General features: G+C 51.0%; 22 protein-coding genes. 4 read left to right on the top strand and 18 right to left on the bottom strand.

Features of this window, described 5'->3' with window-relative positions; genetic code table 11:
* Window positions 1-295: 295 nt before the first annotated feature.
* The 5 genes from Afil_RS00210 to hrcA all read right to left on the bottom strand — a co-directional run bounded on the left by Afil_RS00210 (window position 296) and on the right by hrcA (window position 6,442).
* The gene (locus tag Afil_RS00210; protein ID WP_230266511.1) at window positions 296-1,291 is read right to left on the bottom strand and encodes a DnaJ C-terminal domain-containing protein; all 996 of its coding nucleotides are present in this window, start codon (window positions 1,289-1,291) and stop codon (window positions 296-298) included.
* A 271-nt stretch (window positions 1,292-1,562) separates the two neighbouring features.
* Window positions 1,563-2,699: a molecular chaperone DnaJ gene (dnaJ, locus tag Afil_RS00205; protein ID WP_230266510.1), complete on the bottom strand. Its 1,137-nt coding sequence runs from the start codon at window positions 2,697-2,699 to the stop codon at window positions 1,563-1,565.
* Window positions 2,700-2,986: 287 nt separating this feature from the next.
* Window positions 2,987-4,807 (bottom strand): molecular chaperone DnaK, encoded by a 1,821-nt coding sequence (gene dnaK, locus Afil_RS00200; RefSeq protein ID WP_230266509.1) that lies wholly within the window; start codon window positions 4,805-4,807, stop codon window positions 2,987-2,989.
* A 14-nt stretch (window positions 4,808-4,821) separates the two neighbouring features.
* Complete coding sequence (gene grpE, locus Afil_RS00195) at window positions 4,822-5,412, bottom strand: nucleotide exchange factor GrpE (RefSeq protein WP_230266508.1); 591 nt, start codon at window positions 5,410-5,412, stop codon at window positions 4,822-4,824.
* Window positions 5,405-6,442: a heat-inducible transcriptional repressor HrcA gene (gene hrcA, locus Afil_RS00190; protein ID WP_230266507.1), complete on the bottom strand. Its 1,038-nt coding sequence runs from the start codon at window positions 6,440-6,442 to the stop codon at window positions 5,405-5,407. Before hrcA ends, grpE begins: the two co-directional genes overlap by 8 nt.
* 171 nt (window positions 6,443-6,613) lie before the next feature.
* On the opposite strand from hrcA, the gene Afil_RS00185 reads away from it, so the two are divergent.
* On the top strand, window positions 6,614-7,426 hold the full coding sequence (locus tag Afil_RS00185; protein WP_230266506.1) for a purine nucleoside phosphorylase YfiH/LACC1 family protein: 813 nt from the start codon (window positions 6,614-6,616) through the stop codon (window positions 7,424-7,426).
* Window positions 7,427-7,571: 145 nt separating this feature from the next.
* Here the strand turns inward: Afil_RS00185 and Afil_RS00180 are convergent, their stop codons facing one another.
* Together Afil_RS00180 and Afil_RS00175 are read right to left on the bottom strand one after the other, a co-directional pair.
* The gene (locus tag Afil_RS00180; protein ID WP_230266505.1) at window positions 7,572-8,438 is read right to left on the bottom strand and encodes a MerR family transcriptional regulator; all 867 of its coding nucleotides are present in this window, start codon (window positions 8,436-8,438) and stop codon (window positions 7,572-7,574) included.
* Window positions 8,439-8,654: 216 nt separating this feature from the next.
* Window positions 8,655-9,224 (bottom strand): TetR/AcrR family transcriptional regulator, encoded by a 570-nt coding sequence (locus tag Afil_RS00175; RefSeq protein WP_230266504.1) that lies wholly within the window; start codon window positions 9,222-9,224, stop codon window positions 8,655-8,657.
* 252 nt (window positions 9,225-9,476) lie between these two features.
* Between Afil_RS00175 and Afil_RS00170 the strand changes: the two genes are divergently transcribed.
* On the top strand, window positions 9,477-10,397 hold the full coding sequence (locus Afil_RS00170; protein ID WP_230266617.1) for an EamA family transporter: 921 nt from the start codon (window positions 9,477-9,479) through the stop codon (window positions 10,395-10,397).
* 188 nt (window positions 10,398-10,585) lie between these two features.
* Here the strand turns inward: Afil_RS00170 and Afil_RS00165 are convergent, their stop codons facing one another.
* The 5 genes from Afil_RS00165 to Afil_RS00145 all read right to left on the bottom strand — a co-directional run bounded on the left by Afil_RS00165 (window position 10,586) and on the right by Afil_RS00145 (window position 15,821).
* The gene (locus tag Afil_RS00165) at window positions 10,586-11,572 is read right to left on the bottom strand and encodes a C39 family peptidase (protein ID WP_230266503.1); all 987 of its coding nucleotides are present in this window, start codon (window positions 11,570-11,572) and stop codon (window positions 10,586-10,588) included.
* A 109-nt stretch (window positions 11,573-11,681) separates the two neighbouring features.
* Window positions 11,682-13,019, bottom strand: coding sequence for a CapA family protein (locus tag Afil_RS00160; protein WP_230266502.1), 1,338 nt, complete (start codon window positions 13,017-13,019; stop codon window positions 11,682-11,684).
* Between the two features lie 307 nt (window positions 13,020-13,326).
* Window positions 13,327-13,869 carry a DUF1643 domain-containing protein gene (locus Afil_RS00155; RefSeq protein WP_230266501.1) on the bottom strand — a complete coding sequence of 181 codons (543 nt, stop codon included), beginning with the start codon at window positions 13,867-13,869 and terminating at the stop codon, window positions 13,327-13,329.
* A 305-nt stretch (window positions 13,870-14,174) separates the two neighbouring features.
* A complete protein-coding gene (locus Afil_RS00150; RefSeq protein ID WP_230266500.1) occupies window positions 14,175-14,699 on the bottom strand; it encodes an HdeD family acid-resistance protein in 525 nt (174 codons plus the stop codon).
* Window positions 14,700-15,461: 762 nt separating this feature from the next.
* The gene (locus Afil_RS00145; RefSeq protein WP_230266499.1) at window positions 15,462-15,821 is read right to left on the bottom strand and encodes a winged helix-turn-helix transcriptional regulator; all 360 of its coding nucleotides are present in this window, start codon (window positions 15,819-15,821) and stop codon (window positions 15,462-15,464) included.
* A gap of 196 nt (window positions 15,822-16,017) precedes the next feature.
* Between Afil_RS00145 and lon the strand changes: the two genes are divergently transcribed.
* Window positions 16,018-18,306 carry an endopeptidase La gene (lon, locus tag Afil_RS00140; protein WP_304504419.1) on the top strand — a complete coding sequence of 763 codons (2,289 nt, stop codon included), beginning with the start codon at window positions 16,018-16,020 and terminating at the stop codon, window positions 18,304-18,306.
* Window positions 18,307-18,890: 584 nt separating this feature from the next.
* Window positions 18,891-19,124 carry a helix-turn-helix domain-containing protein gene (locus Afil_RS00135; protein ID WP_230266497.1) on the top strand — a complete coding sequence of 78 codons (234 nt, stop codon included), beginning with the start codon at window positions 18,891-18,893 and terminating at the stop codon, window positions 19,122-19,124.
* 378 nt (window positions 19,125-19,502) lie between these two features.
* Here Afil_RS00135 and malQ read toward each other — a convergent pair whose 3' ends face one another.
* The 6 genes from malQ to Afil_RS00110 all read right to left on the bottom strand — a co-directional run bounded on the left by malQ (window position 19,503) and on the right by Afil_RS00110 (window position 25,267).
* Window positions 19,503-20,996 carry a 4-alpha-glucanotransferase gene (gene malQ / locus Afil_RS00130; protein ID WP_230266496.1) on the bottom strand — a complete coding sequence of 498 codons (1,494 nt, stop codon included), beginning with the start codon at window positions 20,994-20,996 and terminating at the stop codon, window positions 19,503-19,505.
* A 519-nt stretch (window positions 20,997-21,515) separates the two neighbouring features.
* Window positions 21,516-22,745 carry a pyridoxal phosphate-dependent aminotransferase gene (locus Afil_RS00125; RefSeq protein ID WP_230266494.1) on the bottom strand — a complete coding sequence of 410 codons (1,230 nt, stop codon included), beginning with the start codon at window positions 22,743-22,745 and terminating at the stop codon, window positions 21,516-21,518.
* Window positions 22,742-23,836, bottom strand: coding sequence for a bifunctional chorismate mutase/prephenate dehydratase (locus Afil_RS00120; protein WP_230266492.1), 1,095 nt, complete (start codon window positions 23,834-23,836; stop codon window positions 22,742-22,744). Before Afil_RS00120 ends, Afil_RS00125 begins: the two co-directional genes overlap by 4 nt.
* Window positions 23,837-24,167: 331 nt before the next feature.
* Window positions 24,168-24,299, bottom strand: a complete 132-nt coding sequence (locus Afil_RS11055; protein ID WP_255658098.1) for a hypothetical protein — start codon at window positions 24,297-24,299, stop codon at window positions 24,168-24,170.
* An 87-nt stretch (window positions 24,300-24,386) separates the two neighbouring features.
* A complete protein-coding gene (locus Afil_RS00115) occupies window positions 24,387-24,683 on the bottom strand; it encodes a flavodoxin family protein (RefSeq protein WP_230266491.1) in 297 nt (98 codons plus the stop codon).
* Window positions 24,684-24,694: 11 nt separating this feature from the next.
* Window positions 24,695-25,267 (bottom strand): flavin reductase family protein, encoded by a 573-nt coding sequence (locus Afil_RS00110; RefSeq protein WP_230266490.1) that lies wholly within the window; start codon window positions 25,265-25,267, stop codon window positions 24,695-24,697.
* Between the last annotated feature and the right edge of the window lie 154 nt (window positions 25,268-25,421).

Below are 25,421 nucleotides of genomic sequence, written 5' to 3'. Positions count from 1 at the left end.
TTCTCCTTTTGTGCGCCGGCTGTATCTTCACCATATCAGACATCTTCTTTCCCGCTGCATTCTTTTCGCTGATTGGATTTCTCTGCGCTTCTTTTGCATTTGCCCCTGTGCCGGATTTTTTTCGGACAGGCAAAAAACGGGAGGCCCCGAACGGTTTTCAGAAGAGCCCCGAAAGAGGATGCCGAATTGACCTGTTAAAAAAGACGCCCGAACTGGACGCCTTTTTTGCAGAGAAAACTGAAGAAATGAAGGAAAATGCAATAGAAATCGAAAAGGGATAAAGCCCGAATTTCGTTTAGCCGCGCAGCTGCTGGAATTTTTCGAGCAGTTCGCGTTCGGCATCGGTGAGATCTTTTGGAACGGTGATTTTGATTTTGACGTGTTCATCACCCGTACCCGATCCTGTCTTGACGCCTTTGCCGCGCAGACGAAGCTTCTGACCCGACTGAATGCCGGCAGGCACTTTCATCGTTACCGAGCCGTCAAGGGTCGGTACATCGACCTGCGTACCGAGCGCAGCCGCGATGGCATCGACAGCCACTTCGACTTCGATATCGTTGCCGTTCCGGCTGAACGTTTTGTCCGGACGAACTTTGACTTCCAGATAGAGATCGCCTGGCGCACCGCCGTAAATGCCCGGTTCGCCTTTGCCCGGAATACGAATCTTCTGGCCGTCTCGAATGCCAGCAGGAATCTTAACATCGAGCGTAATCGGATGGGTCGTATAATTGCCCGATACATCCGGCTCGGTCACATTGAACGTAATGCTTGAAGGGGTACCGCGAATCGAATCCATGAAATCGACCGTAATCGATCCATGACGGTCTTCGCCTTTTGCCGGATATTCTCTTTGCCGGCCGCCGCCGCCAAATCCGCCAAACGCGCCGCCAAACAGATCGGAGAAATCGCCGCCAAAGGAGCTGTAGCCGCCCTGACTGCCGCCAAATCCGCCGGAAGAAGAACCGCCGGCCTGCCGGAAGAGATCTTCAAAACTGAAGCCTCCTCCGCCGCCTGGTCCAAAGCCGTTGCCGGCGTAGGCGTTGTAAACGTCCTCATTGAAGTTTGGATCGAGGGCCGCTTCGCCGTATTTATCATAAAGCGCACGCCGTTCCGGTTTGGAAAGCGTCTCATGCGCCAGGTTAATTTCCTTGAATCGCTCTTCGGCATCCGGATCCTTATTGACGTCCGGATGGTATTTCATCGCCAGTTTGCGATAGGCCTTTTTAATTTCCTTATCTGAGGCATCCGGGGAGACACCCAGAATGTCATACAGTCTTTTATTATCCGCCATAGTCCGTCCTTTCCAAAAGCCATCGGCTTTTCTGGACACTTTGCATTGATGTTTCTGTCCTCTTTTATTTTTGATTATTTCGCGCAAAAGGCACTCTCATTTGACCATGATTCCCCGCACGCCAGATTCTTTTTTTCTGTAGCCTGAAACGCCAAAGCCAAAAGCCGTCCGCACCGGCACGAGGCAGGCAGGGACGGCTGGCGTTCCTTTTTTCAAAGGGAAATTATGGTCTGCGACCGTTTCGATTTGCGCGAATGTGCAGAGCTTTGAATTAATCCTGATTCTTTCCGCTGAAGAAATCCTTGATCTTCTCAAAGGGTTTCGGTTCGGATTTGGAACCGCGGATTTCCTCGTAGAGCTGACGGTCGTGCTCGCTGAGACGGCGCGGGATTTCGATCTGAACGGTAACGAGCTGGTCGCCGGTGTGCCGGTCAGTTTCCACGCCCTTGCCTTTCATGCGGTAGCGCTGATCGGGCTGCGTCCCGGCCTGAATGGTGAGATCTTCCTCGCCGTTGACGGTCGGAACCTTGCGGGTGCAGCCGAGAATGGCGTCAAGTGCATCGATTTTAATGGCGGTGTAAATATCATCGCCGACGCGCTTGAACGTCGGATCAGGCAGAACGCTGACGTTCAGATACAGGTCGCCGTTGGGGCCGCCATTATAGCCGCGTCCGCCTTTTTCGGGGATGCGGACCTGCGTTCCGGTCTTGATGCCTTTTGGAATCTTGACGTTCAGACGAATCTTGCGGTATTCGTAGCCGTTGCCGTGGCATTCATGACAGTTTTCTTCTGGAATCTGTCCAGTGCCCTGGCAGGTGCTGCATCCGGTTTCCTGCTGCATGCGTCCAAAGAATGTGTCGACCACTTCCACGCGCCGGCCTGTCCCGTTGCAGCCCGGGCACGTTTTCATCTTGCCGTTTTCCGCACCGGTTCCATGGCAGTGTTCGCATGGCGCTTCGTATTCAATCGGCACTTCGATCGTCGCGCCATGGATGGCGTCCATGAAGCTGATGTCGATGTTGCGGACGAAGTCTTCGCCTTTCTGCGGGCGCGGTTTTGCGCGGCTTCCGCTGCTGTAGCCGCTATATCCAGAGGCGGCTCCGCCGCCGAACATCTGACGAAGCATTTCGGAAATCGGATCGCCGCCGGCTCCCGCAAAGGAGCTGAAGCTGTCAAACGGATTTCCGTCGGTCGTTCCGTAGCGGTCGTATGCTGCTCGTTTCTGTTCATCGCTGAGCACTTCATAAGCCGCGTTGATTTCCTTGAAGCGTTCTTCGGCGTCGTCTCCTTTATAAATATCCGGATGGTATTTCTTGGCTAGACGACGGTAGCTTTTCTTGATTTCTTCCTGCGTGGCGGTGCGGGAAACTTCAAGAATGTCATACAGGTCCTTTTTTTCACCTGCCATATACTTCCCCTCTTTCTGTCGCAGCCAGAATACGGCGTGTTCTTCCCTTCGGTCTGCGATTTTGGTTTCGTTCTGGTTTGCAGTCTGATTTTAACGGGCGTGTGCATCGTCCGCGATTCATTGTGCCTGCCGCAGACGATTCGCTTTCAAATCCTCTGCATTTGTAAGAAAAAGCGACAGCCAGCGTGTGCGCGCTGTTTTTCGACTTGAAAGACTGTCTCTCTTTCTCTTGAAAAAAGGCTGCAGGAAAATCCTGCAGTCTTTGAATACTAACGAAGCTTAACAGCTTATTTCTTTTCCGTAAACTCAGCGTCTACGACATCATCATCGGAGCTGCCGGTGTTTCCGTCAGAAGACTGGGTGTTCTGGGAAGCGCTGGCCTGCTGCTGATACATCGCCTGGCTGGCTGCCTGAGCTGCCTTTTCGAGCTGACTGAGCAGAGTTTCGACTTTGGTCATGTCGTTTTCGTCGAGGGCTTTCTGCAGGTCGTCGCGCAGGTTCTTCAGTTCGCCGGCTTCTTTTTCCGGGATCTTATCCTTGTCGTCTTCGAGCATGGCGTCGATCTGGGCAATGAAGCCGTCGGCTTTGTTACGGGTTTCGACTTCCGCTTTACGCTTTTCGTCGGCTGCCTTGTTGGCTTCCGCATCCTTAACCATGCGGTCGATTTCTTCTTCACTCAGACCATTGGAGTTCTGGATGACGATCTTCTGTTCCTTGCCGGACGCTTTATCCTTTGCGGTTACGTTAACGATACCGTTGGAGTCGATATCGAAGGAAACTTCGATCTGAGGTACGCCGCGGCGAGCCGGAGCGATTCCGCTCAGTTGGAAGTTGCCGAGTTCCTTGTTGTCGGCAGCCATTGGACGTTCACCCTGGAGGACTTTGATGTCAACAGCAGGCTGGTTGTCCGCAGCGGTCGAGAAGATCTGGGATTTGTGTGTAGGAATGGTAGTGTTGCGGGTGATCAGCGGAGTCATAACGCCGCCGGCCGTTTCAATACCCAGCGTCAGCGGAGTAACGTCGAGCAGTACAACGTCTTTCAGATCGCCGGCGATAACGGAACCCTGAATAGCGGCACCGATGGCAACGGCTTCATCCGGGTTAACGGACTTGTTCGGTTCTTTGCCAGTAGCTTTCTTAACGGCTTCCTGAACAGCCGGGATACGTGTGGATCCGCCAATCAACAGAACTTCATCGATTTCGGATGTAGTCAGGTCAGCGTCTTTCAGCGCGTTGTTAATCGGGGTGATTGTGCGTTCAACGAGGTCTTTAGTCATTTCGTTGAATTTTGCGCGGGTCAGCGTAGCGTCAAAGTGGATTGGGCCGGCAGGACCAGCGGACAGGAACGGCAGAGAAATGGCTGCCTGCATTGTGGAGGACAGGTCTTTCTTCGCTTTTTCTGCGGCATCTTTAATACGCTGCATAGCCAGTTTGTCCTGACGCAGGTCAATGCCGTTGTCTTTCTTGAACTGTTCAACCATCCAGTCAGCGATTACGTTATCGAAGTCATCGCCGCCCAGGTGGGTATCCCCGTTGGTAGCCAGAACCTGGAATGCACCTTCGAAGATGTTCAGGATGGAGACATCGAATGTACCGCCGCCGAGGTCGTATACGAGGATGTTGCGTTCTTTTTTATCTTTGTCGATACCGTAGGCAAGAGCTGCTGCGGTCGGTTCGTTGATAATACGTTCAACTTCCAGACCGGCGATGGTGCCGGCATCTTTGGTTGCCTGACGCTGTGCGTCGTTAAAGTAAGCCGGAACGGTAATGACAGCCTGTTTTACCGGTTCGCCAAGGTATTCTTCTGCATACGTTTTCAGGTACTGCAGGATCATGGCGGAAACTTCCTGAGGGGTGTATTCCTTGCCGTCGATATTTACTTTTTCGGAAGTACCCATTTTACGTTTAATCGAAGCGATAACGTTCGGGTTGGTGATCGCCTGACGTTTTGCGGAATCACCGATGATACGTTCGTCGTCCTTAAAGGCAACGACAGACGGAGTTGTGCGGTTTCCTTCCGGGTTTGGAATTACTTTTGGCTCGCCGCCTTCCATGACTGCTACGCAGCTGTTGGTTGTACCAAGGTCAATACCAATAATCTTGCTCATATATATGTTCCTCCTTATTCGCTCACTTTAACGAGCGCGGGCCGCAGCAGGCGGTCCTTGAGTTTGTAGCCTTTCTGAAGTACTTCAATAACCTGGCCCGGTTCGACGCCTTCTTTTTTCTCTGTCTGCAGAGCCTGCATCAGGTTCGGGTCAAAGGGCTGGCTCTCGGCGTTAATTTCCGTAACACCTTCATTGGTCAGGGCGTTGATAAACTGCGTCCGGATCATGTCAAATCCCTTGAGGAAGTTTTCCATTTCGGGGTTTGAAGGTTCTACGTCCAGAGCCCGGTTCAGGTTATCGAGAATCGGGAGCAGCTCGAGAGCTGCCGACTGGAATCGGTATTTCTTTGCCTGTTCGGTTTCCCGAAGCAGACGCTTGCGGGTATTGTCGGTATCCGCGTATGCACGAAGCAGAGCGTTTTTACTGTCGACAAGTTCCTGCTGAAGCGAATCGATTTCCTTGTTCAGGCTATCGATCGGATCGTCCGAAACCGCTTCGGCTTCCACATCGGGCTGGGCGGATTCAGTCGGTTCCAGGTCTTTTTCTTCCTGGACTTCAGGCTGTACCGGCTTGTTCTGCGGTTTCTTTGACTGATTTTTACTCATCCTGTCCTCCTCCTTTTTGTCCGGGTCCGAATCGTTTTTCAATGAATTCGGACAGACAGTCCATCAGAGCGATTACTTTTGAATACGGCATTCGGTTCGGGCCGATGACCATCAGCTGTCCCTGCTCGTCCTTGCCCGCGTCAAAGGCGGACGTGACGATGGAACAGTCTCCAATCTGAATCAGCTTGTTTCTTGGCGAGATGACCGTCTGCACATTGTCCGGATCGCCGGCCCATTCATGAAACAGATGCTCATTTTCCAGAATCCGCATCAGCTCTTCGAGCTTTGGCATATTCTGGAATTCCGGCTGGGCGAGCATGTTCGCTCTTCCGCAGACGGTGGAGTTTGAATGGGTAAATCCCATGACGGCGGAAGCAAATGCCTCGAAGAGGACTTCGCTTCTTCCGACCATGGCGGAAAACTCCGGTCGAATCGATTCAAAGCGTTTTGTCAGTTCACTGATTGGCGTACCGGTCAGCCTCTCATTGAGAAGCGCGGTACACCGCTTGAGATCTTCAAGCGATACGTCGCCATCGAAATGAAAAATCCGATGTTCAGTATGGCCGGTGTTCGTGATGACCACGGCTACGGCCTGTTTTTCGCTGATTGGGATCAGAGACAGCTGGATGAGCGTCTGCTCATGGGCAGCCGGTTCGATGACCATCGACGTCAGATGGGTCATGTCCGCGAGGATCGATGCGCTGATGCGCGTTACATCTTCGAGGGACCCCTGCCGCTTCGAAAAGACTTTTCGTAAAGCTTCTTCCATCTGCGGATCGAGCGAAATTTCCATCAGGTTTTCTACATAATAGCGATAACCTTTCGGTGCCGGAATTCTGCCGCTTGAAAGATGTGTTTTCTCAAGAAGACCCTCTTTTTCAAGCAGCGCGAGTTCATTTCGAATCGTAGCTGAGGAGACCGAGAAATCGAGAAGAGACATCAGAGTCTTGGAACCGACCGGTTCAGCGGTGTACGTGAACTGTTCGACCAGCGCTTTGAGAATGGCTTTCTGTCGTTGTGTCAGATCCATGATTCCCACTCCAATCTCATATTTGGCACTCAATCTGTTCAACTGCTAATAATGATAACACAGGTTTTGGCAGATGCAAGCCTCAAGTGCTATCTATGAATATTCTGACAGTACCGTTACCCTTTGCCTATTCAGATGCCTGTCGGATTACCGACGCTATATACTGAATTCATGAACAGAAATCATCTGAATCTTGAACCATTTTCATGTTCCGCCATCCATGGCGGTTATACACTCCAAACGCCCGAAGTCCCGGAGCGCGGCAGTCTCGCCCTCCATATTTGCGACAATCCCGAAGACGTTTTAAATGCGAGAGCGCTGCTCGCTCAGGATACCCTTCCTCTTGATCACTGGGTGCTCGCCTGGCAGAAACATACAGGCCGAGTTGTTCGCGTTTCTGCGCAGGATCGCGGCCGCGGTGCGCTGGAAGCAGAAAGTTCCATTCTGGAAACCGACGGTCTGTATACGACCGATCCAGACGTGCTCATCGGCGTCTTTACGGCCGACTGCCTTGGCATTCTTCTTTACGATCCCGCCGTGCCCTTCGTCGCAGCTGTCCATTCCGGCTGGCGCGGAACGGCTCAGGCGATTCTGATTCACCTTCTCGAGGCGTTAAAAAAGGATGGACTGCTCCATCCCGCTACGCTTCAGGTTCGCTTTTCGCCTTCGCTGATGAAAGATTCCTTTGAAGTGCAGGAAGATGTCGTCGAAGCGTTTGAAAAAATGGCGAAAGAATACGATCTCGATTTAAGCGATGTCATCTTTCCGCAGGAAAACGGCCGTTTTCTGATCGATCATCAGGCGCTGCAGATCCACATGCTTCAGAAATACGGAATTCCCGCAGAGAACATTCACCTCAGTTCGACCGATACGAAAACGTCCCCAGAATGTTTTTCCTATCGGCGCGACGGTCGAAACTGCGGCGAACATTTTTCCTGGATTTACATCGACTCCTCAAAGGAAAAACCGTCAACTGCGAAGTAAATCCTTTGCTGCTTTTGGAAAACAGAAATTTGTTAAACGCAAAAAGAGGCTTTGCGAAAGCCGGATATGCGATCGGACATGGGTCCGATCGTTCTGGATGCATTTCGCAAAGACCTCTTCTTTTTTCATTCTATGACGTGTAATTCTATAGATTTCTGGAAGATTGCTTTTCCGACTTTGTCATAGCCGGCTGAGTTGCCCGGCAAAATCCCGTTGAGCGTCCGCTTACGACTTTGGAGTGACCGGAAAAAATTTCGGTTTTCCAGTCTGCAGGATCTGGATCCGTGCGAGGATCGCTCAAATACAGTTCATAGGGAGCATTGACGATCGCATAGCCGTTTTCTTCGATCCATTTCAGCGCCGCTCCATACGATTCGCTGAGCGTACTGTAGTTTCCCGTATGGAGAACGCGAACGCACAAATCACCGCCGATCTCCCCGTTTGCCTGCCCGGCAGGGCAGACGGGGAAGAAGACTTCCAGTTCCGTTTTTTCCGGATTAAAGTCCTGATCGAGATACCGGGTTCCCGGCGCGCCGCACAGACGGAGCTGTTTTTTGTCCGCTTCTTCAAAAAGGCGGCTCATCAGTCCGCCGTATTCAGCAATCGACGTAACGGCATGGAGTGCATAGACCGGTGTCTTTTCGGTTTTTACCAGTTCAGTTGTACGGTTCATAAAAATCCTTTCCGGCCTGTCCGAAAGAATCTGTCGAATTTCTTCCTGTCTCTGGCGCTGGCTTTCGATCTGGATCTGCATCTCTTCAAGCTTATGGGCAGGCGCCTTTTGAATCTGTGTTTGAGACGCCTGCAGAAGTTCGCCGATTTCCTGCAGCGAAAAGCCGAAGCGCTTATAGCGCCGTATGAGCAGAATCTGCTCAATCTGTTCGGGCGCACAGTAGCGAAACCCAGTTTTCTCATCAACATATTCCGGGTGAAGCGGGCCAATCTGGTCATACCAGCGCAGCGTTTTGACGCTCATCGGACAAGCCTGTGGCATTTTTCCAATCGAGATCATGCATCGCTCCTTTGCGTAAGCGTCTTCAGTGTAATCCCTCCCCAGACGGGAGAGGCAAGCGCAGCAGGCGAAAAGCTCTGAATTTTTCTTTCACCGAAAAACGGACTGGGCAGATCTGCAGCTTTTTGCCCACCAGTATGACAAAGGAGGTGGCAGCCTGTCACTGGCTGCCGCCTCCTGGATTTCTTATGGAGGACGCGATTTCTTTTTTGTGGATCAGTGCGCGCAGCGGCCGGAGCGGTCGGCGCGCCGGGCCATCATTTCCGCGGTCCCGCGGCGCAGTTCAAATACGCGGCGATAGCGGGTGGGCAGATCGTATTTCATGCCTTCCTGAAGCCAGCCAAACAGCAGCCCCAGCATTTCCATACGGTAAACGGAAGTGATGATTTCCTGATCTTCCTCGCTGATATCGTAATGCACGAACAGGCTGTGGTTCAGAAGCCGTCCAAGCATTTCATCGATCAGACAGCGGATCTGATAATCGAGCACTTCACGGTTTTTGGAGTAGTAGACATTCCGGTAAAAGGCGATATTGTCCTGAAAACACTGCGCGCAGCGCAGAAATCCTTCCTGAAGACTTTCCACCTCCGGCGCATACATAGCCTGGCGGATCTGGTCTTCCATGATAGACACGGTCAGACTGGGAAGATCTTCAAAATGGTAATAAAAAGAGTTCCGGTTAATTCCGCAGATTTCCACGATTTCCTTGACCGTGATCTTATCTGCAGGCTTCTTTTCACACAGTGCGATATACGCGTCCTGAATTGCTTTTCGAGTCTGCTTCATACTCTTTTCCCCTTGAGGCCGACAGGTTTCTGCGGCACTCTCCCTTCTTCTGGCTATGAAGATGATTGTACAGGAAGCTTGTCCCAGACGCTTTATTTTTTAGACAGCTTCGTACCTCCTCATTAACAGAATAATCCTTTCTTCTCATTCGGCCAGAGCTCCTCGGTCAAAATCCAGGAGTTTGGCCGGATTCCGGTTTGTCGGACGTCACCGCAAAGGAAACAGACCTAAAATGGAGCCGAGGTGATCATCATGTGGGTTCTTTACGCGTTTGGCTCCGCCTTCTTTGCGGGCGTAACGGCTATTCTGGCCAAGCTCGGCATTCGACGGACGGACTCCACTACGGCTACGGCCATACGCACCATTGTTGTTTTACTGTTTACCTGGCTGATCGTCTGGATCACGCATGTCGGCGGCCAGATTTCTTCGATCAGCCCGAAAAGCCTGCTGTTTCTTGTCCTTTCCGGTCTGGCGACCGGCGCCAGCTGGCTCTGCTACTTTAAGGCGCTGTCCACCGGACCGGTTTCTCAGGTTGCCGCAGTCGATAAGCTGAGCGTCGTTCTGACCATTCTTCTTTCGTTTCTGCTCCTTCACGAAACGGTTTCCGGCTATAAGATTCTCGGTACAGTTCTGATTATGGCGGGAACGTGGATGATGCTCGATCTCGATCCGCTCGCCCAGTATCTGGCGCGTCGAAAAAAAGCCAGAGCTTCCCCGCAGAAAAACACCGCAAACAAGAAAGAGAGCAGTACGTCCAAAAGCTGGCTGCTTTACGCGATCGCCTCGGCGGTTTTCGCCTCTTTGACATCGATTCTAGGCAAGGTCGGCATTGAAAACGTAGATTCCAATCTTGGTACCGCCATTCGAACGATTGTCGTTCTGATCATGGCATGGGTCATGGTCTTCGTGACGAAAAAGCAGAACACCCTGCGCCATATTTCCAGAAAGGAACTGTTTTTCATCTGCCTTTCCGGCGTGGCCACCGGCGCAAGCTGGCTGTGCTTTTACGCCGCTTTGCAGCAGGGACAGGCCAGCGTTGTCATTCCAATCGACAAGCTGTCCATTCTCGTTACCGTCCTCTTTTCGTGGATTGTCTTTCATGAGCGGCTTTCCAAAAAAGCGCTGGCCGGTCTGCTTCTTCTGACCGTCGGTACGCTCGTCATGCTTCTTTAGGCAGACTTCCCTGTTTTCTAATTTCCATCCGAAGTCATTTTTACGAAAAGCGCTTTAAAGTTTTTCGTTTCGTCACACCGCATTTCAAAAAGAGAAACGGTCCCTGCAGGCCATGGCGATCACTCGCCCGGGCTCTGCAGAGACCGTTTTCGTTTATCTTTGTGCTGCCGCTCTGTCTTTCGTTGTGTCTACTCCGCTTTGGAATACGCCCAGATTGCCGCCGTTTCCGGAAGTACCTGGCTGTAATCCCAGAGGTGGGAAGAGCGTTCGATGGAATTGGGATCGTTGATTTTCAGCCGTCCGTTTTCGACGCCCGGTACGACCACAAAATGTCCAAACGTGGTAAACGTTCCGGGAAGCAGATGGAAAATCATGATTTTTCCCTGCGCCGCTGCGTCTTCAATGGAAGCCGAATCCACCGGAATGGATTCTACGTTCAGTCCATACTCGGCAGCCGCATCGGTAAAGAACGTGTACAGCGTGCCCTGACCGGGCGAATACTGACCGCTCGCATCCGCCCAGTCCGCAATTTTTCTTGGGGTCAGCGTCTCGTCCTGATTGAGATAGGAAGCGACCATCGACATCGTCGTCGGCGCGCAGCCGGCCGCATAAATCATGGAATCGCCATACGGCTGATAGCCCCAGCGCAGATCCCACTGTAAAAGGGCGGGAACCGTCTCAAGGCTTTCTTCAAGGGATGCCACAGGAGTCTGCAGGTTTTCCCGGTCTGGCCACTGGCTTACGAATTCATAGCGGTCATCATCGCGCAAATAGAAGGCGAGAATGTCTTCGTCGTATTCCTCAATATGACCCAGCAGATTTGCGGCATGGCGGGAAGGCAGGGACTCAGGATCCGATAGCGCCTGCGTTTTGAGCGCATCAAACGTTTCCTGAGAAATGGCTTCTGGCTTTTGAATCGCTTCAATTTCTTCCGCAGAAACCGCAGGGAGCTGCTGTTCGGTTTCCTGGTCCTGTCCAGAGAACGTTCTGGTCAGGGCATAAATTCCCCAGCCGCAAAGGCCGACAAGCACGCAGGCGGCCAGTACGAGAATCAGAATGCGATCCGTTCTGAGTTTTTTCTTCTTTTGTGTCTTTTTCGCTTTAGGTGCTCCGGCAGCTTTTGCAGGAGAAGGAGAAGCGTTCTTTTTAGCGGGAGTTGGTCGGGTTTCGGGCATAGCGGCTTTCTCACTTTCTAAGGGTTGTGCGTTTTAAATGGTTTGGATTTTCCTTTGATGGATTCATCAATAGCAGCAGGTTTGGCCTGCAGAGAGTGAAAAGCCGGGCTTATTGCCCGGAACTTTTCTGTTCGGAACTCCATGCAGGATCCGTATCGATGCAGATGGTATAGTCTTCAGTCGATTCGCCCATTACCGAGTGAACGTAGTCCGTAATCCAGGCTTTGGACATATCCAGACCTTTCTGAGTCGTGATGTAATGCGTTGCACCCTGCTCATCGGTGTAATCGTCGTAGACGGTAACACCAAATTCATCGGCAGCGTCGTTGATGAGGGTAACGGTCGGAATAAAGCGAACGTCTTCAAACGAAGCTTTCTGGGTTTCTGGATCGTAATTGAGCTGGAAACTGGCCATGCCGCCGACCATTCGGTCATTGGTATCCTGACCGGAAAGCAGGTTGCCCAGCGAATAGTAGACGAGGGTTTCCTGATTTTCGTCATGAATCATTTCCACAGGCTGAATCACATGGGGATGAGTTCCGATGACCGCTTCTACACCTTTGGAATGGAAGTAAGCCGCCAGCGTTTTCTGTTCTTCATTCGGAACGGTTTCGTATTCCGTTCCCCAGTGAACGGAAATAATCTGAACGTCGCTGGCTGCGTTGAGCGCGTCCAGCCGCGCATCAAGCAGATCGTAGTTAATGGAATAATCCGGATTCCGATAGGCGTCGATCAGCCAGCCGTCTGCCGGCCACGCGTTGGCGTTCTGACCGAAGGTAAATGTAGCCAGACCGACTTTGATCCCGTTAATTTCGCGTACAACCGGGGTGTCCGCGTTTTCCTGCGAATCGTGAATGCCGGTGACGCTGACATTGGGGACATGTTCTCTGGCGTAGGCGAGTTCATCCTTTACCGCCTGATCGCCCATGTCGAGGGTGTGGTTGGACGCAGCGGAAATCCAGTTGAAACCGGCTTTCGCCAGCGCGTCAAAGTATTCGCTTGGACCGTTAAACGCTGGATACCCGCTGAACCCGTAGGCGTCGCCGGCCAGAAGCGTCTCCAGATTGATGTAGTTGAGATTGCTTTTTTCCAGATACGGAACGAGCGCATCGTACTGTTTCAGAAATTGGCGGTTTCCGTATTTTTCTTCAAATGTGGTGTACAGACGATCGTGCAGAAGATTGTCCCCTACGCCGGTAAACACGAGAGAATTTTTTGTGGTCGGCGCATGGTTTTCAAAAGGAAGAATGGCCCCGTTGACATCGGTACTTCGTGTTTCGCTCTGAAAAGAAGAAAAAATCAGACGTCCAAGCCCATATACGCCGGCACCAGCTGCGGCGATTACCAGAGCAAACGCAGCAATGAGAATCGCCAGACGGCCTTTATGAATTTTGCTTTTTTTCTTTTTCTTTCCCGGCTTGCGGGTCGTTTTTCTTGGATCTGCCATGCGTCTTTTTCTCCTGTCTGTACATTTTCTGTCTGCTCTTTCGTGCGGATTCATCAACAAAAAATGGATGCGCTGAAAAAATTATAAAGATCTCTGCTCTGGAATTCTATTCTCACTGTCTTACGGTGCGCTTACAGATTCCCGGTTCAAAGACGATCCCTCGACAGAACGGTCGGAATCGGTTCAGGCGCGCCGGAAACAGAAAACGGATGCCGCTTTGCGTTTGTGCGGCATCCGTTTTTCATGCGAAATATTTGGTGTTTTTAATTTGGTTTCTGAATCTGGTACTGGCGTTTAGAGCCTGATTTTAGAATGTGCGGTTCAGGAACGCCTGTGCATCAAAGGGCGCCCAGCCTTCTCCGTTTTCCAGATAGAGGCAATAGCGCGGAGTTCCGTCTTCATCGAGCGTTCCATAATGCATCCAGCTCATGCCGTACTGATCGGCGATCTTAAGAATGTTGGAGAGGCATTCCGGGAAATAGCTTCTCATTTTGTAGTGTGTGCCCCAGGCTGCCCAGATCCTGTGATTGGGATACTGCGAGAAAATGTCGGCGATAACTTTATCGTTTTCGGCGATCCACTGCGGATTGGCAACTTCGTCCAGTTCGTCAAGATGCGTTGCGCGCTGCGGATACAGGCAGAGAACAATCCAGCCGTCATAGCCGTACGCCTGAGCGATGTGACGGATGGTGCCAAGTGTCGGGGTCGTGCGTTCTGGCGTTCCGTGCGACGGGTTGATGCTCATTACAATCAGAGGGTTGTCCCCTTTTTCTCCAATGACATAACGGGCTGTATTGTCCGCATTTGTCTGATAAATGACTCGAGAAGGGTCCATCATGGCTTCTTCCATATTCGTGCTTCCTTTCTGCTTCGGCGTTCGAACAGATCGCGGCGGGAATTCTTTTTGAAACACCTTGAGTAAGAAGAAATTCTCTTCGATCCGCTTTTCCGGCTTTACATACCGGCTTGCCGAAGCCTGTAACTGATTCTGTCTTCAGACTAGCATTGGCCATTTTTTCTGCGGGCTGTGGTGCCCGAACTATAAAAAGGCAGCCGGTCTGCACATACCGGCTGCCCAAGAGAAAGGAGGAAACGCCTCAAACTACTGGAGAGGAGAAAATATAGAAAGGGGTAAAACGGGTATAACGAACGGAACTAGAAAGCCATGATGCCAAGCATCAGGTCGGATACGCCGTTGACTAACAGGTTGGTACCAATCAGAACGGTGATCAGAGTTCCGGAATCGTTCAAATTGAAAATCAGAATCAGACCGATGATCAGGTTGCAGATACCGAGAAGCAGAATGGACCACCAGCTGGAAATGCCGATGTTCTTAACAAATACGGCCTGATAAATCTTAAAGGCGCCGACAACCATGAAACCGATGGCGGCGATAACGCCTAACGCGATCGACGCTTCAAACAGATTGCAGCAAATCAGAATGCCAAGCAGAATCAGAACGCCGCCGGCAATGAGCGTAAAGGGAAGCTTGAAATTGACGGCCATGAAATAGGAAGCGATCAGAATGCATCCATACAGGATGGCCAGGAAACCGATCATGTAAATCATGGATCCAGCAAACATTCCCGGATAGGTGATGAGCATCATGCCCGCAAACATGTAAAGAATGGAAAGAATAATATAGAGCACGCGATACCATCCAAAAGAAGACTTGTTCATACGAAACTCCTTTCATCCCGGTCTGGCGAAATCTGGAAAAAGCGGTGTTCATCGGTGTCTGTCACGCTTTTCCATAATTCCGTTCTTTTATGGGATCTTTATACTTGGATTATATCGGCTTCTTTCTTTCCCCCCCGGCGGAATGCCGGACTTTTTTCAATATGACAGCGGCTCGCGGGGTTTTCCCACCAGACTCCGGTGAACAAAAGAAATGATTTCAGTAAAGAATCCGATCGGATGTATACAGGCTTTATATCCGTTATATATATTTTTTTGGAATTCTTGCCCGCGTGCAGATCCGAACAGTCACGGACCTTCCAAAGCACCTTCTGGCGAGTGCCCTTTTTCTGATTCTTCAGATTTCTTAATTTTTTCTCTTTCTATCAGGATTTCTGCGTCTGAGATTGTTCCGGTTCGTACAGCAGAGGGTTTGTGCTCATCGTATCCTCTATTCTGGCCCGGACTGTCCATCCCTCTGGATGCGCGCATGCCGTGAATCGACCTTTGGATTCACGGTTTTTCTATGAGCCGTCTGAAGGGAGTACCTTCCTTTTCCTTTTCCTCTGCCGTTCTGGATTTCTCGCTTTTTGAATTTTTTGTTTTTTGAGATTTCTGTCTCTCTGACCGGTCGCTTTTTTGAAATTTCAGCAGCCCGCTCCGTTCATCTTTCCATGAAAAAAAGACGTCCGTTCGAGACGTCCAGAGTATTCGACCCCTTTGGAATACAGGCAAGTTGAACAAAAAGGAATGGCTGGGCAGGCTTTAGAGAAGATCGCACTCGTCCTCGGAATCCAGATCGCATTCCATCAGCTTCTGTCCCCAGTGGGAGAAAGAAAGAAGGACGGGAACGAGCTCGCGAGAAAGTTCGCTCAGAGAATAATCAACACGGGGCGGGATTTCGTTGTAGGCATTGCGTTCGATCAGGCCTTCCTCTTCCAGATCTTTCAGGGTATTGGAAAGCATGACGTTGGTTATGCCTAACGCCTGGCGAAGCTGACTGTAGCGCAGGGTTCCGTTGACACACAGAACGTAGATCACAGGGATTTTCCATTTTCCCTCCAGCGCCTTGCATGCCCGTTTCATCGAACATTCATCATCTTTATAAATAATCAGTTTCTGCATCGTGCACCCCTTTCGTGGGCTATCTTACCATGAACGGCGGCTCCTATGGTATACATAACTTTGTTAGTATGTTTTTTGATAGTATTTACATTTTCCGTACCAGTTATATATACTGTCTACTCATTAGAAAGTGAGGATTTACAAATTGAACGACAAAAGAACAGAATCACCTTTTCTGCGAGTTGCCGGCACGTTTATGCTGCCTGATACAATCCTCCGGCTGAAAAATCTGCCGCAAAACGAAATCGAACGACTCCTGCAGGAGCCCTTCGCAGTTTTCAGCGGTGAGGACGATCTCGCTCGACCGGGAAATGACAATCTCCGCGCGTACGGTCTGCTTTGCGAAGCGACCGGGATCGAAAAGGAAGAAGACGAAAACGTCCTGATGGTCAAGGCGCTCAAGCGTATCTGCATTGTTTCGCGCAGCGCAGACGGACCCCTCTGCGAGTGGACCGAAGCTCCGGCCATCGATGATCTTGACGACAAATCCAGGAAACAGATGGTTTCCTATATCAAAGAACTTGTTAAGGAAGTCTCCTCGGGCTTCCAGGGCGGAAGACATCTGGCCCGCCGGGTGAATGAATACTCTTCTCTCAACCAGCTGATCGCCTTCCTGTCCCAGTACATCAACATGTCGACGGCGGAATGCTACGGGCTGATCTGCATGGATTCCGATAAGGAACGCGCGCTTCGCTTCATCGACTATCTCCTTCGCCAGAAAGAGGAAATTACCCTCAACATGGAAATGAACGAGAAGCTGTCCAGAGAAGCGAGCGAGTTTTATCGCCGTCAGGCTCTGCTCCGTCAGCTGAACGCCATCCAGAGCGAGCTCGATGAAAGCGACGAAGCCGGCGAGACCTCTCCAGATTCCGACTACAAATCCCGCATTGCCGCTTCCGGCATGTCCGAGGAAAACCAGAAGGCGCTTCTCGAAGATGCTGCGCGCCTGGAAAGCACCAACCCGCAGTCCGCAGAAGCCGAACTGCTCAAGAACTACCTCGAGTTTGCACTCTCTCTTCCCTGGAAAAAGGAAGAAATCTTCGAACCCGATCTGCAGAAAGCCCGCGAAATTCTCGATGAGCGTCATGCAGGCATGGAAAAAGTCAAACAGCGCATTATCGAGCACCTTGCGGTCATGAAACTGCGCAAGACCAACCGCGGCAGCGCCATTCTGCTCGTTGGTCCTCCCGGAACCGGCAAAACGTCTCTGGGAAAATCCATCGCCAAGGCGCTCCATCGTCCGTACACCCGTCTGTCCTTAGGCGGCATCCGTGACGAATCCGAAATCCGCGGTCATCGACGTACGTACGTCGGCGCCATGAGCGGCCGCGTGCTCAAGGCGATGAAAAACGCCAAAGCCACCAACCCGGTAATGATTCTCGACGAGCTCGACAAGATGATGGCCGGCGGCTTTGCGGGCGATCCTTCGGCAGCCATGCTGGAAGTACTCGACCCGGAACAGAACGACACCTTTACCGATCACTACCTGGATCTGCCTTACGATCTGAGCGATGTCATGTTCATTGCCACCGCCAACTCGCTCGACACGATCCCCGGACCGCTGCTCGACCGTATGGAAGTCATTTCCCTTTCGAGCTACACGCCTTCGGAAAAATTCGTGATTGCCAAAGACCATCTGCTTGGCGAAGTGATGGAAGAACACGGCATCGACGCGTCTCAGCTTCAGATTGAAGACGATGCGATCCGTGAAATCATCAATTCCTACACGATGGAAGCCGGATGCCGCGGTCTGAAAAAGCAGCTGGCGAAAATCTGCCGGGTCAAAGCGGTCGATATGGTGGAAAACGCCGGACCGGTACGCGTAACGAAAGACGATCTGGCGGACATTTTCGGTCCGATCGCTGTCCGTCACGAAAAAGTGAAGGAAAGCAATCCAGTCGGCGTCGTTACGGGTCTGGCCTGGACGGCTGTAGGCGGCAAAGTGCTCTACATTGAAGCGGCTTCGATGCCCGGCAGCGGCCAGATGATCCTGACGGGTCAGCTGGGCGATGTCATGAAGGAATCGGCACGGATTTCCTATTCCGTACTGAAATCCCATCTGCCGCTCGATACGCTCGAATTTGCCAAACAGGATATCCATATCCACTTCCCGGCTGGCGCCACGCCAAAAGACGGACCGAGTGCCGGCATCACGATCATGACGGCTCTGGCTTCTCTGGCGTTAGGCAAACCGGTCGATTCCCACATCGCGATGACGGGCGAACTTTCGCTTTCCGGCGAAGTGCTTCCGATCGGCGGTCTGAAGGAAAAACTGTTCGGGGCCATGCGTGCAGGCATTCGCAAAGTGCTGATTCCGGCTGACAACGAACGCGACCTGGCTGAGGTGGACGAAGAAGTCAAAAACGCTCTGGAAATCATCCCGGTTTCCCGCGTGGAAGAAGTCCTCGCTCATACCCTTGGCGTGCACCTGCAGACACCAAAACTGCCGGCGCTCGCTGCCGTAAACGCCACCGTTTCGATCTAGGCACAGATTTAAGACTTGACAGAGGCATATTGTCTCTTTGAAGACCATCCGATTTTTGAAAACTGCAGTTTTTCAGGAAAAGGCGGCCTGTCCTGACGGGGATATCCCAATCTTTCTTAATTTCTGAAAAATATGAAAGCGCATGTGTTTCTGCGAATTTCGCAGGTTTCATGCGCTTTTTCATGGCTTTACGTTTATCTTTTTAGGATTGGTTTCCAATCGCATTTTGTTGATTTATCTACTCCATTGTTCATGAGAAAACTATATCTAAATAAATTATCTTTATCTTTGCAAAATTGATGACTCCTGTAATGACACTGCTATCTTTATACGGTTTTATCATTGGGATCGTATATTTTTTAAAGTTTCTACTGTAAATGCAAATGTTAATATTTATATCTTATTTTGTGTTTTCTTTCATCTTAATCAACTGATTCTTTCAGAAACAGGTTTAAAAGTTGGACTGGATGCTGTTTTTTTTTGATTATTTCGAACATTTTTAAAAGGGATTCTTGGTTTTGTTTACAAAATAATCCAATCCCTCTAAGATTGCATTGTAACTCAATTGAAAGGAGACGAATGGAATGCTGAAAAATAACCTTGAGCTGGATATTAAAGTGAAGGCTGTACAGGCTCAGATGACGCAGGCCAAACTGGCCCAGGCGATTGGAATCACCCCTTCCTACGCCAACCGAATCATCAAAAACAACGAGAACCTGATCAACAAGACGTTCATCAAAATTCTTGAAACTCTTGGCTATGATATTCTACTGACCTACGTCAAACGCGACGATTCCGCTGACTCCACAACCGCCTGACCCCCGTCGGGCTCGGCTGAATCTGTAATCCTGTAACATGGCCGGAGTCCCTTTCAAAATCCGCTCTGCCGCTTCCCTGACCGGAAGCGGTTTTCTTTTTGTTTGCAAGATCCGCGAAAAGGCACTCGTGCGGTCTGCTCAAAAAGCTCTGCTTCTTCGGGCAGCCGCGGACGCTGAGAAAATGTCCGTCCCCTTCTGCCCCATTCCGTCCAGATCCAGTTCAGCCCCGTTTGGTCCCATTCTCTTCTATTTTGTCCAGTCCTGTTCTGTTTCATTTCGACATAGAAAAAACACCGGTTTTCGGCGCGAATCGTTCGCTGTGAAAACCGGTGGGACGGATTTGTGTTCCTGTTTTGTTCCGCTCTGCGGTTTAGAAAATCAGGCTTCTTCGGCCGATTCTGCCGGAATGCGTCCAGCGGCTTCGAGCCAGCCTTTTACTTTCTGGAGCTCATCCGGGAACGTCTTGAAGTCTTTCAGCTTCCACGTCCAGTTGGGCACGTCTTCGTTTTCCGGATCGTTAATGCGTCCCTGTTCCTTGATGCCGAGAATATCCTGCATGGCAAGAAGAACGAGAACGGCTTCGCTGTTGATCGCAAAGTGGCACACGAGGTCGTGGAACGAACGGTGCTCGTATTCGCGCTTTTTAAAGAAGCGGCGAAGGGCGATCTTGCGGTTATTGGTAAAGGAAGCGTAGTCCTGTTCAATGGTCGGGGTGTCATAAAACGAGGTGTAGACCGCGGAAAGCGGGGCCGCTGCCTTTTTGAGCAGTTTGGTTTCCATACGGTACTGCAGAACATCCATGACCGGAATGGAAAATTCCTTTTCCATTTCCTTGAGCGTCGGACGCATCAGACCCTGATCTTCGGCAGTAAAGAGCACGTTGGGAAGATCGTTCTTGATCATTTCGAGCAGCGGACGGCCTGGTCCGGCGGACCATGCGCCGTGTTCCGGGTTGCGGTCTTCTGGGACTTTCCAGATAAAGTCAAAGCCCTTGAAATGAACGATCCGCATCGCGTCGAAGTTCCTGGCGGTCCAGATGAATCGATTGCGGAAGTTCACGTACTGCTCTTCCTTGATGTAGTCAAAGTTATACATCGGCTTGTCCCACACCTGACCGTGTTCGTGGTAGTGATCAGGCGGGCAGCCGGCCAGCTGAATGGGTCTGCCGTCAGGCTGTACCATGAATTCCCGCTTGTGCGACCAGACTTCCATGCTGTTCATGTTCACGTAAAACGGAACATCCTGCATGAGCCGGAGGCCTTTCTTGCGCGCGTACGCGGTAATTTCGTCAAGCTGCTTATAAAAAATAAACTGCAAAAACTGAATATAGAACACTTCTTCGACGTAAGGACGAAGGTTGATGCCCTGCTTTTCCGGCCATACCTGGTAATCGAGTTCCCACTCGGTCCAGCCTTTGCCGTCGTTCAGATTGCGGAACAGTTCATAAACGGTCCAGTTGTTCAGCCAGAACGCTTCACGCTTGAACTGTTCGAATTCTTCTTTCCATTTTTTATAGTTTTTGCGGAAAGCCTTAAAGGCTCTCTGAAAAAAGGGTTCTTTAAACTGACGGACTGTATCGTAGTCCACAGCGTTTTTAAACTTGTTGCAGTTGATGACGCTGCTCTGGGTCAGAAGTCCCATCTCCGCCAGGCGATCAATATTGATGTAAATCGGATCCCCGGCATAGGCAGTTACAGCACTGTACGGCGAATTGTGTTCGTGTACAGGATTGATGGGAAGCATAGACCAGATCTTGAATCCGGCATCTGTCAGTTCATCGATCATCATCTGAGTTTTCTGTCCGAGGTCTCCTATTCCCTGGTTTCCAGGAACTGAAAAAAGAGGAAGAAGGACTCCAGCTTGTCTTTCCATTAGTTTCACCTGCCAAATCTATTTCGTTTTCATTATTTCTTTTCTGTATAATCACGGATATTTTATCATAAAGCGTATTTTTTTAACGCATTTATTTTAGTTTTTCTGTTCTGTCCGGCATAATAATTGACAATGAATTGATAATTATTTCGAATTCGATTTTGTTTACCATCCATTAAAATTCGCGATACCTCTCGTAATTTTCAGCTCATTTTGTCTTCGCGCAGAGTGAGGATTTTTTCTCACTTTTATCTGCTTGCTTTTATTGTGCATAAAAATTGTCTTTATATGATGTTAAATCTCTCAAAACCTGTTAATTTCTCACATTTTGTCCCGGAGCGGATTCTGAAGGGATTCGGCCGCGCCTTCAGCCGGACAGAAATGCGCGGCTTTCGGCAGTAAAAAAGCCCGCAGGCCTTGCGGCTTTGCGGACTTGAAGAAAAAACAGGAAAAGGGAAATACTGATGCGGCTGGAAAATCGAAAACGGTTTTCCGCCGTTTTTTTCTGTTTGGAACGATCTAGTCGAGCTGGTCTTCGACCGCTTTAATGCGGGCGGCCAGACCGTCGATGACGTGAAGCGGCATGGAGCAGACGGCGATGCGAATGCCCTTGTTGACCTTGACGGTGTAAATCTGGTTTTCCATCAGGGCCGCATGCAGGCGGTCGCACTTGTCATTGTCCATTGCGAGCGTGACGAAGAAGCCTTCCTTGTACGGGTAGTGAACCAGACCGGCTTCTTCGGCCTGTTTTACAAACAGATCCGAACGGGCTTTAAGCAGATCCACATACTTCTGTTTTTCTGCCAGGTATTCATCCTTTTTCGTACGCATGATCGTCGAGAACGTTTCCATGGCGCCATTGTTGACGTTCGACCAGGTCGCGCGGGCGGTCTTTTCGAAGACGACTTTCAGTTCGTCCACGCCTTCCTGCGTTTTCGCCATCAGAATGGCTGCACCGCAGCGCAGACCGTAAGAGGTCAGCGATTTGGAAATGGAGAAGGCAACGATTACAGCAACGTCGTCCGAAATCTTGTCGAAGCAGCGGAAATATTCCTTGGCTTTCGCACCTTCATAGGCAAAGTCGATGTAGGCAATATCATTGATCAGAACGACCGAATGGGTTTTGGAGCATTCGTTCAGGAATTCGATCACGTCTTCCCATTCTTTTCTGGTCATCGAATAGCCGGTCGGATTCTGGCACGGGTCATTGATGATCAGAACCAGACGGTCCTGCTCTTCCATGACGGCTTTGCATGTCGCCTTCAGGGAGTCGAGATTGAAATGATCGCCTTCAAAGAGCGAATACGATTTCGTTTTCAGATTGTGCATCTGCGCCATGAGGGAGTAAGAGCCCCAGGCGATTTCCGGAATGATCAGCGTCTGACCGGCTTCGAGGCAGTTTTCAATCGACATGCCGACCGCACCGGTTCCGCCTGGCGTGGCGATGACTTCCTTATACAAATCGGAATTGCCGTCGAGCACCCAGTCCAGAACATCTTCCTGGAAATCCGGGTTTCCGGTAAAGCTGACCGCATATTTGGCCAGTTTCTTATTGTCGAGCGACTTCAGCGTCGAAAACACAGTATCAAACGCGCACAGAACGCCGTCTTCGGTATATAGCGAACCGATAACCGCGTCGGTTACGTTTTCCGCGCCCAGTTCTTCCTTGGCCTTTTTGGCCTGATCCACGATCGCAAATACTGTGTCCACAATCGGTTTGCGGTTTACGCTGTCTTTTACAAAACTCATAACTGATCGTCCTTTCTGATGGAATAGCTGCCCAGTGAACGGACAGACGTACAGACGGCACTTAACGCCTGCAGACAGGCTTCCACATTCTGTCTGGACGTATGACCGGCCAGCTGTACGAAGAAATAATATTCAAACGGCCGGCTCTTGACCGGGCGCGACTGCAGATTGTCCATGTTGAGATCAAAAGCGGCAATGACGTTAATGGCTTTCGCCAGAGCGCCCGCGCTGTCCGGTACCGTCAGAAGCAAAGAGGAAACCTCATTTTCCTGCGCATTCGGAACGGCTGAAATGACCAGAAAGCGGGTGGTATTCGAGGCGCTGCCTTCGATGTTTTCGGCAAGAATGTCCAGATCGTAGAGGCTCGCGTTGTCTCTGGCTCCAATCGCGGCTTTTGCCGGATCGGCCTGCTGCGCGATATACTGGGCAGCCATGGCGGTATTCGGATAACAGATCGTCTCCACGCCCAGCGCGTCCAGGAACGTCTTGGACTGCCAGAGCGCCTGATCTTTCGAATACACCCAGCGCACCTCCTTGAGCTGCGCCCCTTTTACGCCAAGCAGGCACTGGCGTATGCGGATGTCCGCGGCCTCAACAATGTACAGGCCGGATTCGAAAAGCAGATCGAGCACTTCGCCGACCAGACCGGAATTCGAATTTTCCAGAGGCACAACGCCATAGCGGACTTCGTTTTCCTGCACTTTCTTAAACACGTCCGCAAAGCTCGCGCAGGATACGGCTTCCGCCTGCGGAAACAGCGTACGGGTGGCCGAGCAGGCAAACGCGCCTTCCACGCCGCAGTAAGCCACTTTGTTGGCGTTGAGCATCTGCCGCTGCTGTTTTTTGGATAGATCCATCAGCGTCTGCATCCATTGGGCAAAATCGCCCTTCAGATCCGGCTTGCTGATTCTCTGTTTTGCTTTTTCGAGAACCTGCGCTTCACGGCTTTCATCAAAGACCGCCATGTCGTGCTTTTTTTTATAGGCAGCAACGATTTCCGTGAGTTTCATACGCGCTTCAAAAAGCGAAGCCAGCTGCTCGTCAATCTTATCAATTGTGTTTCTTGCTTTTTCAAGCGAATTCATAGACATCACCGTGCCTATTCTATCATCGCGTCTTCTGGCGATTCGATTGTTTTCCTTTTCCGGCATGGTACGCGGGAGAACTCAGGCGGATTCCGTCGGATTCTCTGCGCTTTTTACACGTTCTCTTACGCGTTCTTTTCCCGTTCTTTTTCAGATTCTCTCGATGGGGATTCTTTTCGCTCTGGAGGGCCAGATTCGGACAGAAAAGCAGGAGGCTGCCCCGATGAAACGCCTCCTGCTTTTTGCCGTTCTTTCGATTCACTTTGCCTGCGGATAATAGAATTTGTAAAAGTTACTGAATCGATGCGACCAGTCTGCGGACTTCTTCCAGTTCCGGCTAGCCGGCAGCATCGCCATCTCTGTCGTTTCCTCCAGCCAGAACATGGCCGATATTTTTCCAGCGGAGATGTTCGGCCAGATGATTGTAATAGTCCAGGACATCTTCAAACTCATCGCCGGCGGCAGACATCAGCAGCGCGCAGGCCCGACCATGACCGCGCAGAAGATTTTCCCTGCCTTCTTCGAGCGCGACCAGCCGGTCAAACGCCGCACGAAGCTAACCGCTGAGCGTCCAGTAATAGAGCGGCGAAGCGAGGACGACGACATTGCTTTCCTTAATGGCCGGATAAATTTTAGCCATATCGTCGTGCTGTACGCACGGCATTTCCAGCGCGCTGTTTGCGCAGAAGCAGCCGCGCCAGCCGTGGATGTTCATATCGTCCGGGATCGTCCGGGAAAAACTCCGTGACCGTATGGGCCGCGCTTTTGCCCCTTCGCTGAAGGCTTTCGTCAGCGCCGCGGTATTTCCTTTTCTTTGCGGACTTCCATTGAGAATCACAATGCGTTTTGCCATGGCAAGACCTTCTATTTCTTCAGCAGGCCGGCTCCGGAATGCCAGGCCTGACCGACTGGTTCGCCGCTGGCGTAATAACCGTTTCGCATCGAATCGAAGACAAAGCTGTTCAGCTTGCCTGCATCGATGCGTCCCTGCTCATCGAGAACGTCCTCACTGGCGAGGATGTTGACGATTCGTCCAAGAATGCGCAGACCGTACGGCTGTTCCTGCATTTCCACAGCTTCACATTCGAGCGTCATGGGATACTCCGTGATAACCGGTGCGTCGACATGTTCGCTCTTCACAGAATGCAGGCCCGTACGCTCGAACTTATCCGGAACGCGATTCCCGGACACCGTGCCCAGATAATCGGATTCGCGAAGCGTCTTTACTGACGGTACAGCCAGGGTAAAGGCGCCTTTCGCCTTAAGATTGGCGACCGTTTTGTGCTCTTCAGCCAGATTCAGCGCCACCATGTCTTCGGCGCAGATGCCGCCCCAGGCCATCATCATGATGTCGGTAGTTCTGTCCTCGTTATAAGTGCCGATCATATAGGCAGGCATCGGAAACAGCCAGGGGTTTACATTAAAGCTTTTTGCCATATCAAATCCTCTTTTTGTCTGTATGAACTTTGCCCTCAAGCAGAGTGTTCTCTGCTGCAAAGGGCGTAAAGGAAAGAGGCAGGGCAGCGCTTCCGGTTTCGCCGGTTCCTGGCCAGGACGGCGGTTTGGAAAGAACCCAGACCGCGTTTGGGGC

Source organism: Allobaculum fili, assembly GCF_020969955.1.
Taxonomy (GTDB): Bacteria; Bacillota_I; Bacilli_A; order Erysipelotrichales; family Erysipelotrichaceae; genus Allobaculum; species Allobaculum fili.
This window is presented reverse-complemented; position numbering and strand designations above follow the sequence as displayed.

What these genes read in the sequence shown, in the direction of transcription:
- Afil_RS00155 (WP_230266501.1), bottom strand. Translation starts at nt 13,869, where the DNA reads ATGGAAGAAGCCATGATGGACCCTTCTCGAGTCATTTATCAGACAAAT.
- Afil_RS00165 (WP_230266503.1), bottom strand. Translation starts at nt 11,572, where the DNA reads ATGCCCGAAACCCGACCAACTCCCGCTAAAAAGAACGCTTCTCCTTCT.
- hrcA (WP_230266507.1), bottom strand. Translation starts at nt 6,442, where the DNA reads ATGGATCTGACACAACGACAGAAAGCCATTCTCAAAGCGCTGGTCGAA.
- Afil_RS00150 (WP_230266500.1), bottom strand. Translation starts at nt 14,699, where the DNA reads ATGAACAAGTCTTCTTTTGGATGGTATCGCGTGCTCTATATTATTCTT.
- Afil_RS00135 (WP_230266497.1), top strand. Translation starts at nt 18,891, where the DNA reads ATGCTGAAAAATAACCTTGAGCTGGATATTAAAGTGAAGGCTGTACAG.
- Afil_RS00115 (WP_230266491.1), bottom strand. Translation starts at nt 24,683, where the DNA reads ATGGCAAAACGCATTGTGATTCTCAATGGAAGTCCGCAAAGAAAAGGA.
- Afil_RS00185 (WP_230266506.1), top strand. Translation starts at nt 6,614, where the DNA reads ATGAACAGAAATCATCTGAATCTTGAACCATTTTCATGTTCCGCCATC.
- Afil_RS11055 (WP_255658098.1), bottom strand. Translation starts at nt 24,299, where the DNA reads ATGTCTGCCGCCGGCGATGAGTTTGAAGATGTCCTGGACTATTACAAT.
- Afil_RS00125 (WP_230266494.1), bottom strand. Translation starts at nt 22,745, where the DNA reads ATGAGTTTTGTAAAAGACAGCGTAAACCGCAAACCGATTGTGGACACA.
- grpE (WP_230266508.1), bottom strand. Translation starts at nt 5,412, where the DNA reads ATGAGTAAAAATCAGTCAAAGAAACCGCAGAACAAGCCGGTACAGCCT.
- dnaK (WP_230266509.1), bottom strand. Translation starts at nt 4,807, where the DNA reads ATGAGCAAGATTATTGGTATTGACCTTGGTACAACCAACAGCTGCGTA.
- lon (WP_304504419.1), top strand. Translation starts at nt 16,018, where the DNA reads ATGCTGCCTGATACAATCCTCCGGCTGAAAAATCTGCCGCAAAACGAA.
- Afil_RS00145 (WP_230266499.1), bottom strand. Translation starts at nt 15,821, where the DNA reads ATGCAGAAACTGATTATTTATAAAGATGATGAATGTTCGATGAAACGG.
- Afil_RS00210 (WP_230266511.1), bottom strand. Translation starts at nt 1,291, where the DNA reads ATGGCGGATAATAAAAGACTGTATGACATTCTGGGTGTCTCCCCGGAT.
- Afil_RS00170 (WP_230266617.1), top strand. Translation starts at nt 9,477, where the DNA reads ATGTGGGTTCTTTACGCGTTTGGCTCCGCCTTCTTTGCGGGCGTAACG.
- Afil_RS00175 (WP_230266504.1), bottom strand. Translation starts at nt 9,224, where the DNA reads ATGAAGCAGACTCGAAAAGCAATTCAGGACGCGTATATCGCACTGTGT.
- Afil_RS00110 (WP_230266490.1), bottom strand. Translation starts at nt 25,267, where the DNA reads ATGGCAAAAAGCTTTAATGTAAACCCCTGGCTGTTTCCGATGCCTGCC.
- Afil_RS00120 (WP_230266492.1), bottom strand. Translation starts at nt 23,836, where the DNA reads ATGTCTATGAATTCGCTTGAAAAAGCAAGAAACACAATTGATAAGATT.
- malQ (WP_230266496.1), bottom strand. Translation starts at nt 20,996, where the DNA reads ATGGAAAGACAAGCTGGAGTCCTTCTTCCTCTTTTTTCAGTTCCTGGA.
- Afil_RS00180 (WP_230266505.1), bottom strand. Translation starts at nt 8,438, where the DNA reads ATGATCTCGATTGGAAAAATGCCACAGGCTTGTCCGATGAGCGTCAAA.
- dnaJ (WP_230266510.1), bottom strand. Translation starts at nt 2,699, where the DNA reads ATGGCAGGTGAAAAAAAGGACCTGTATGACATTCTTGAAGTTTCCCGC.
- Afil_RS00160 (WP_230266502.1), bottom strand. Translation starts at nt 13,019, where the DNA reads ATGGCAGATCCAAGAAAAACGACCCGCAAGCCGGGAAAGAAAAAGAAA.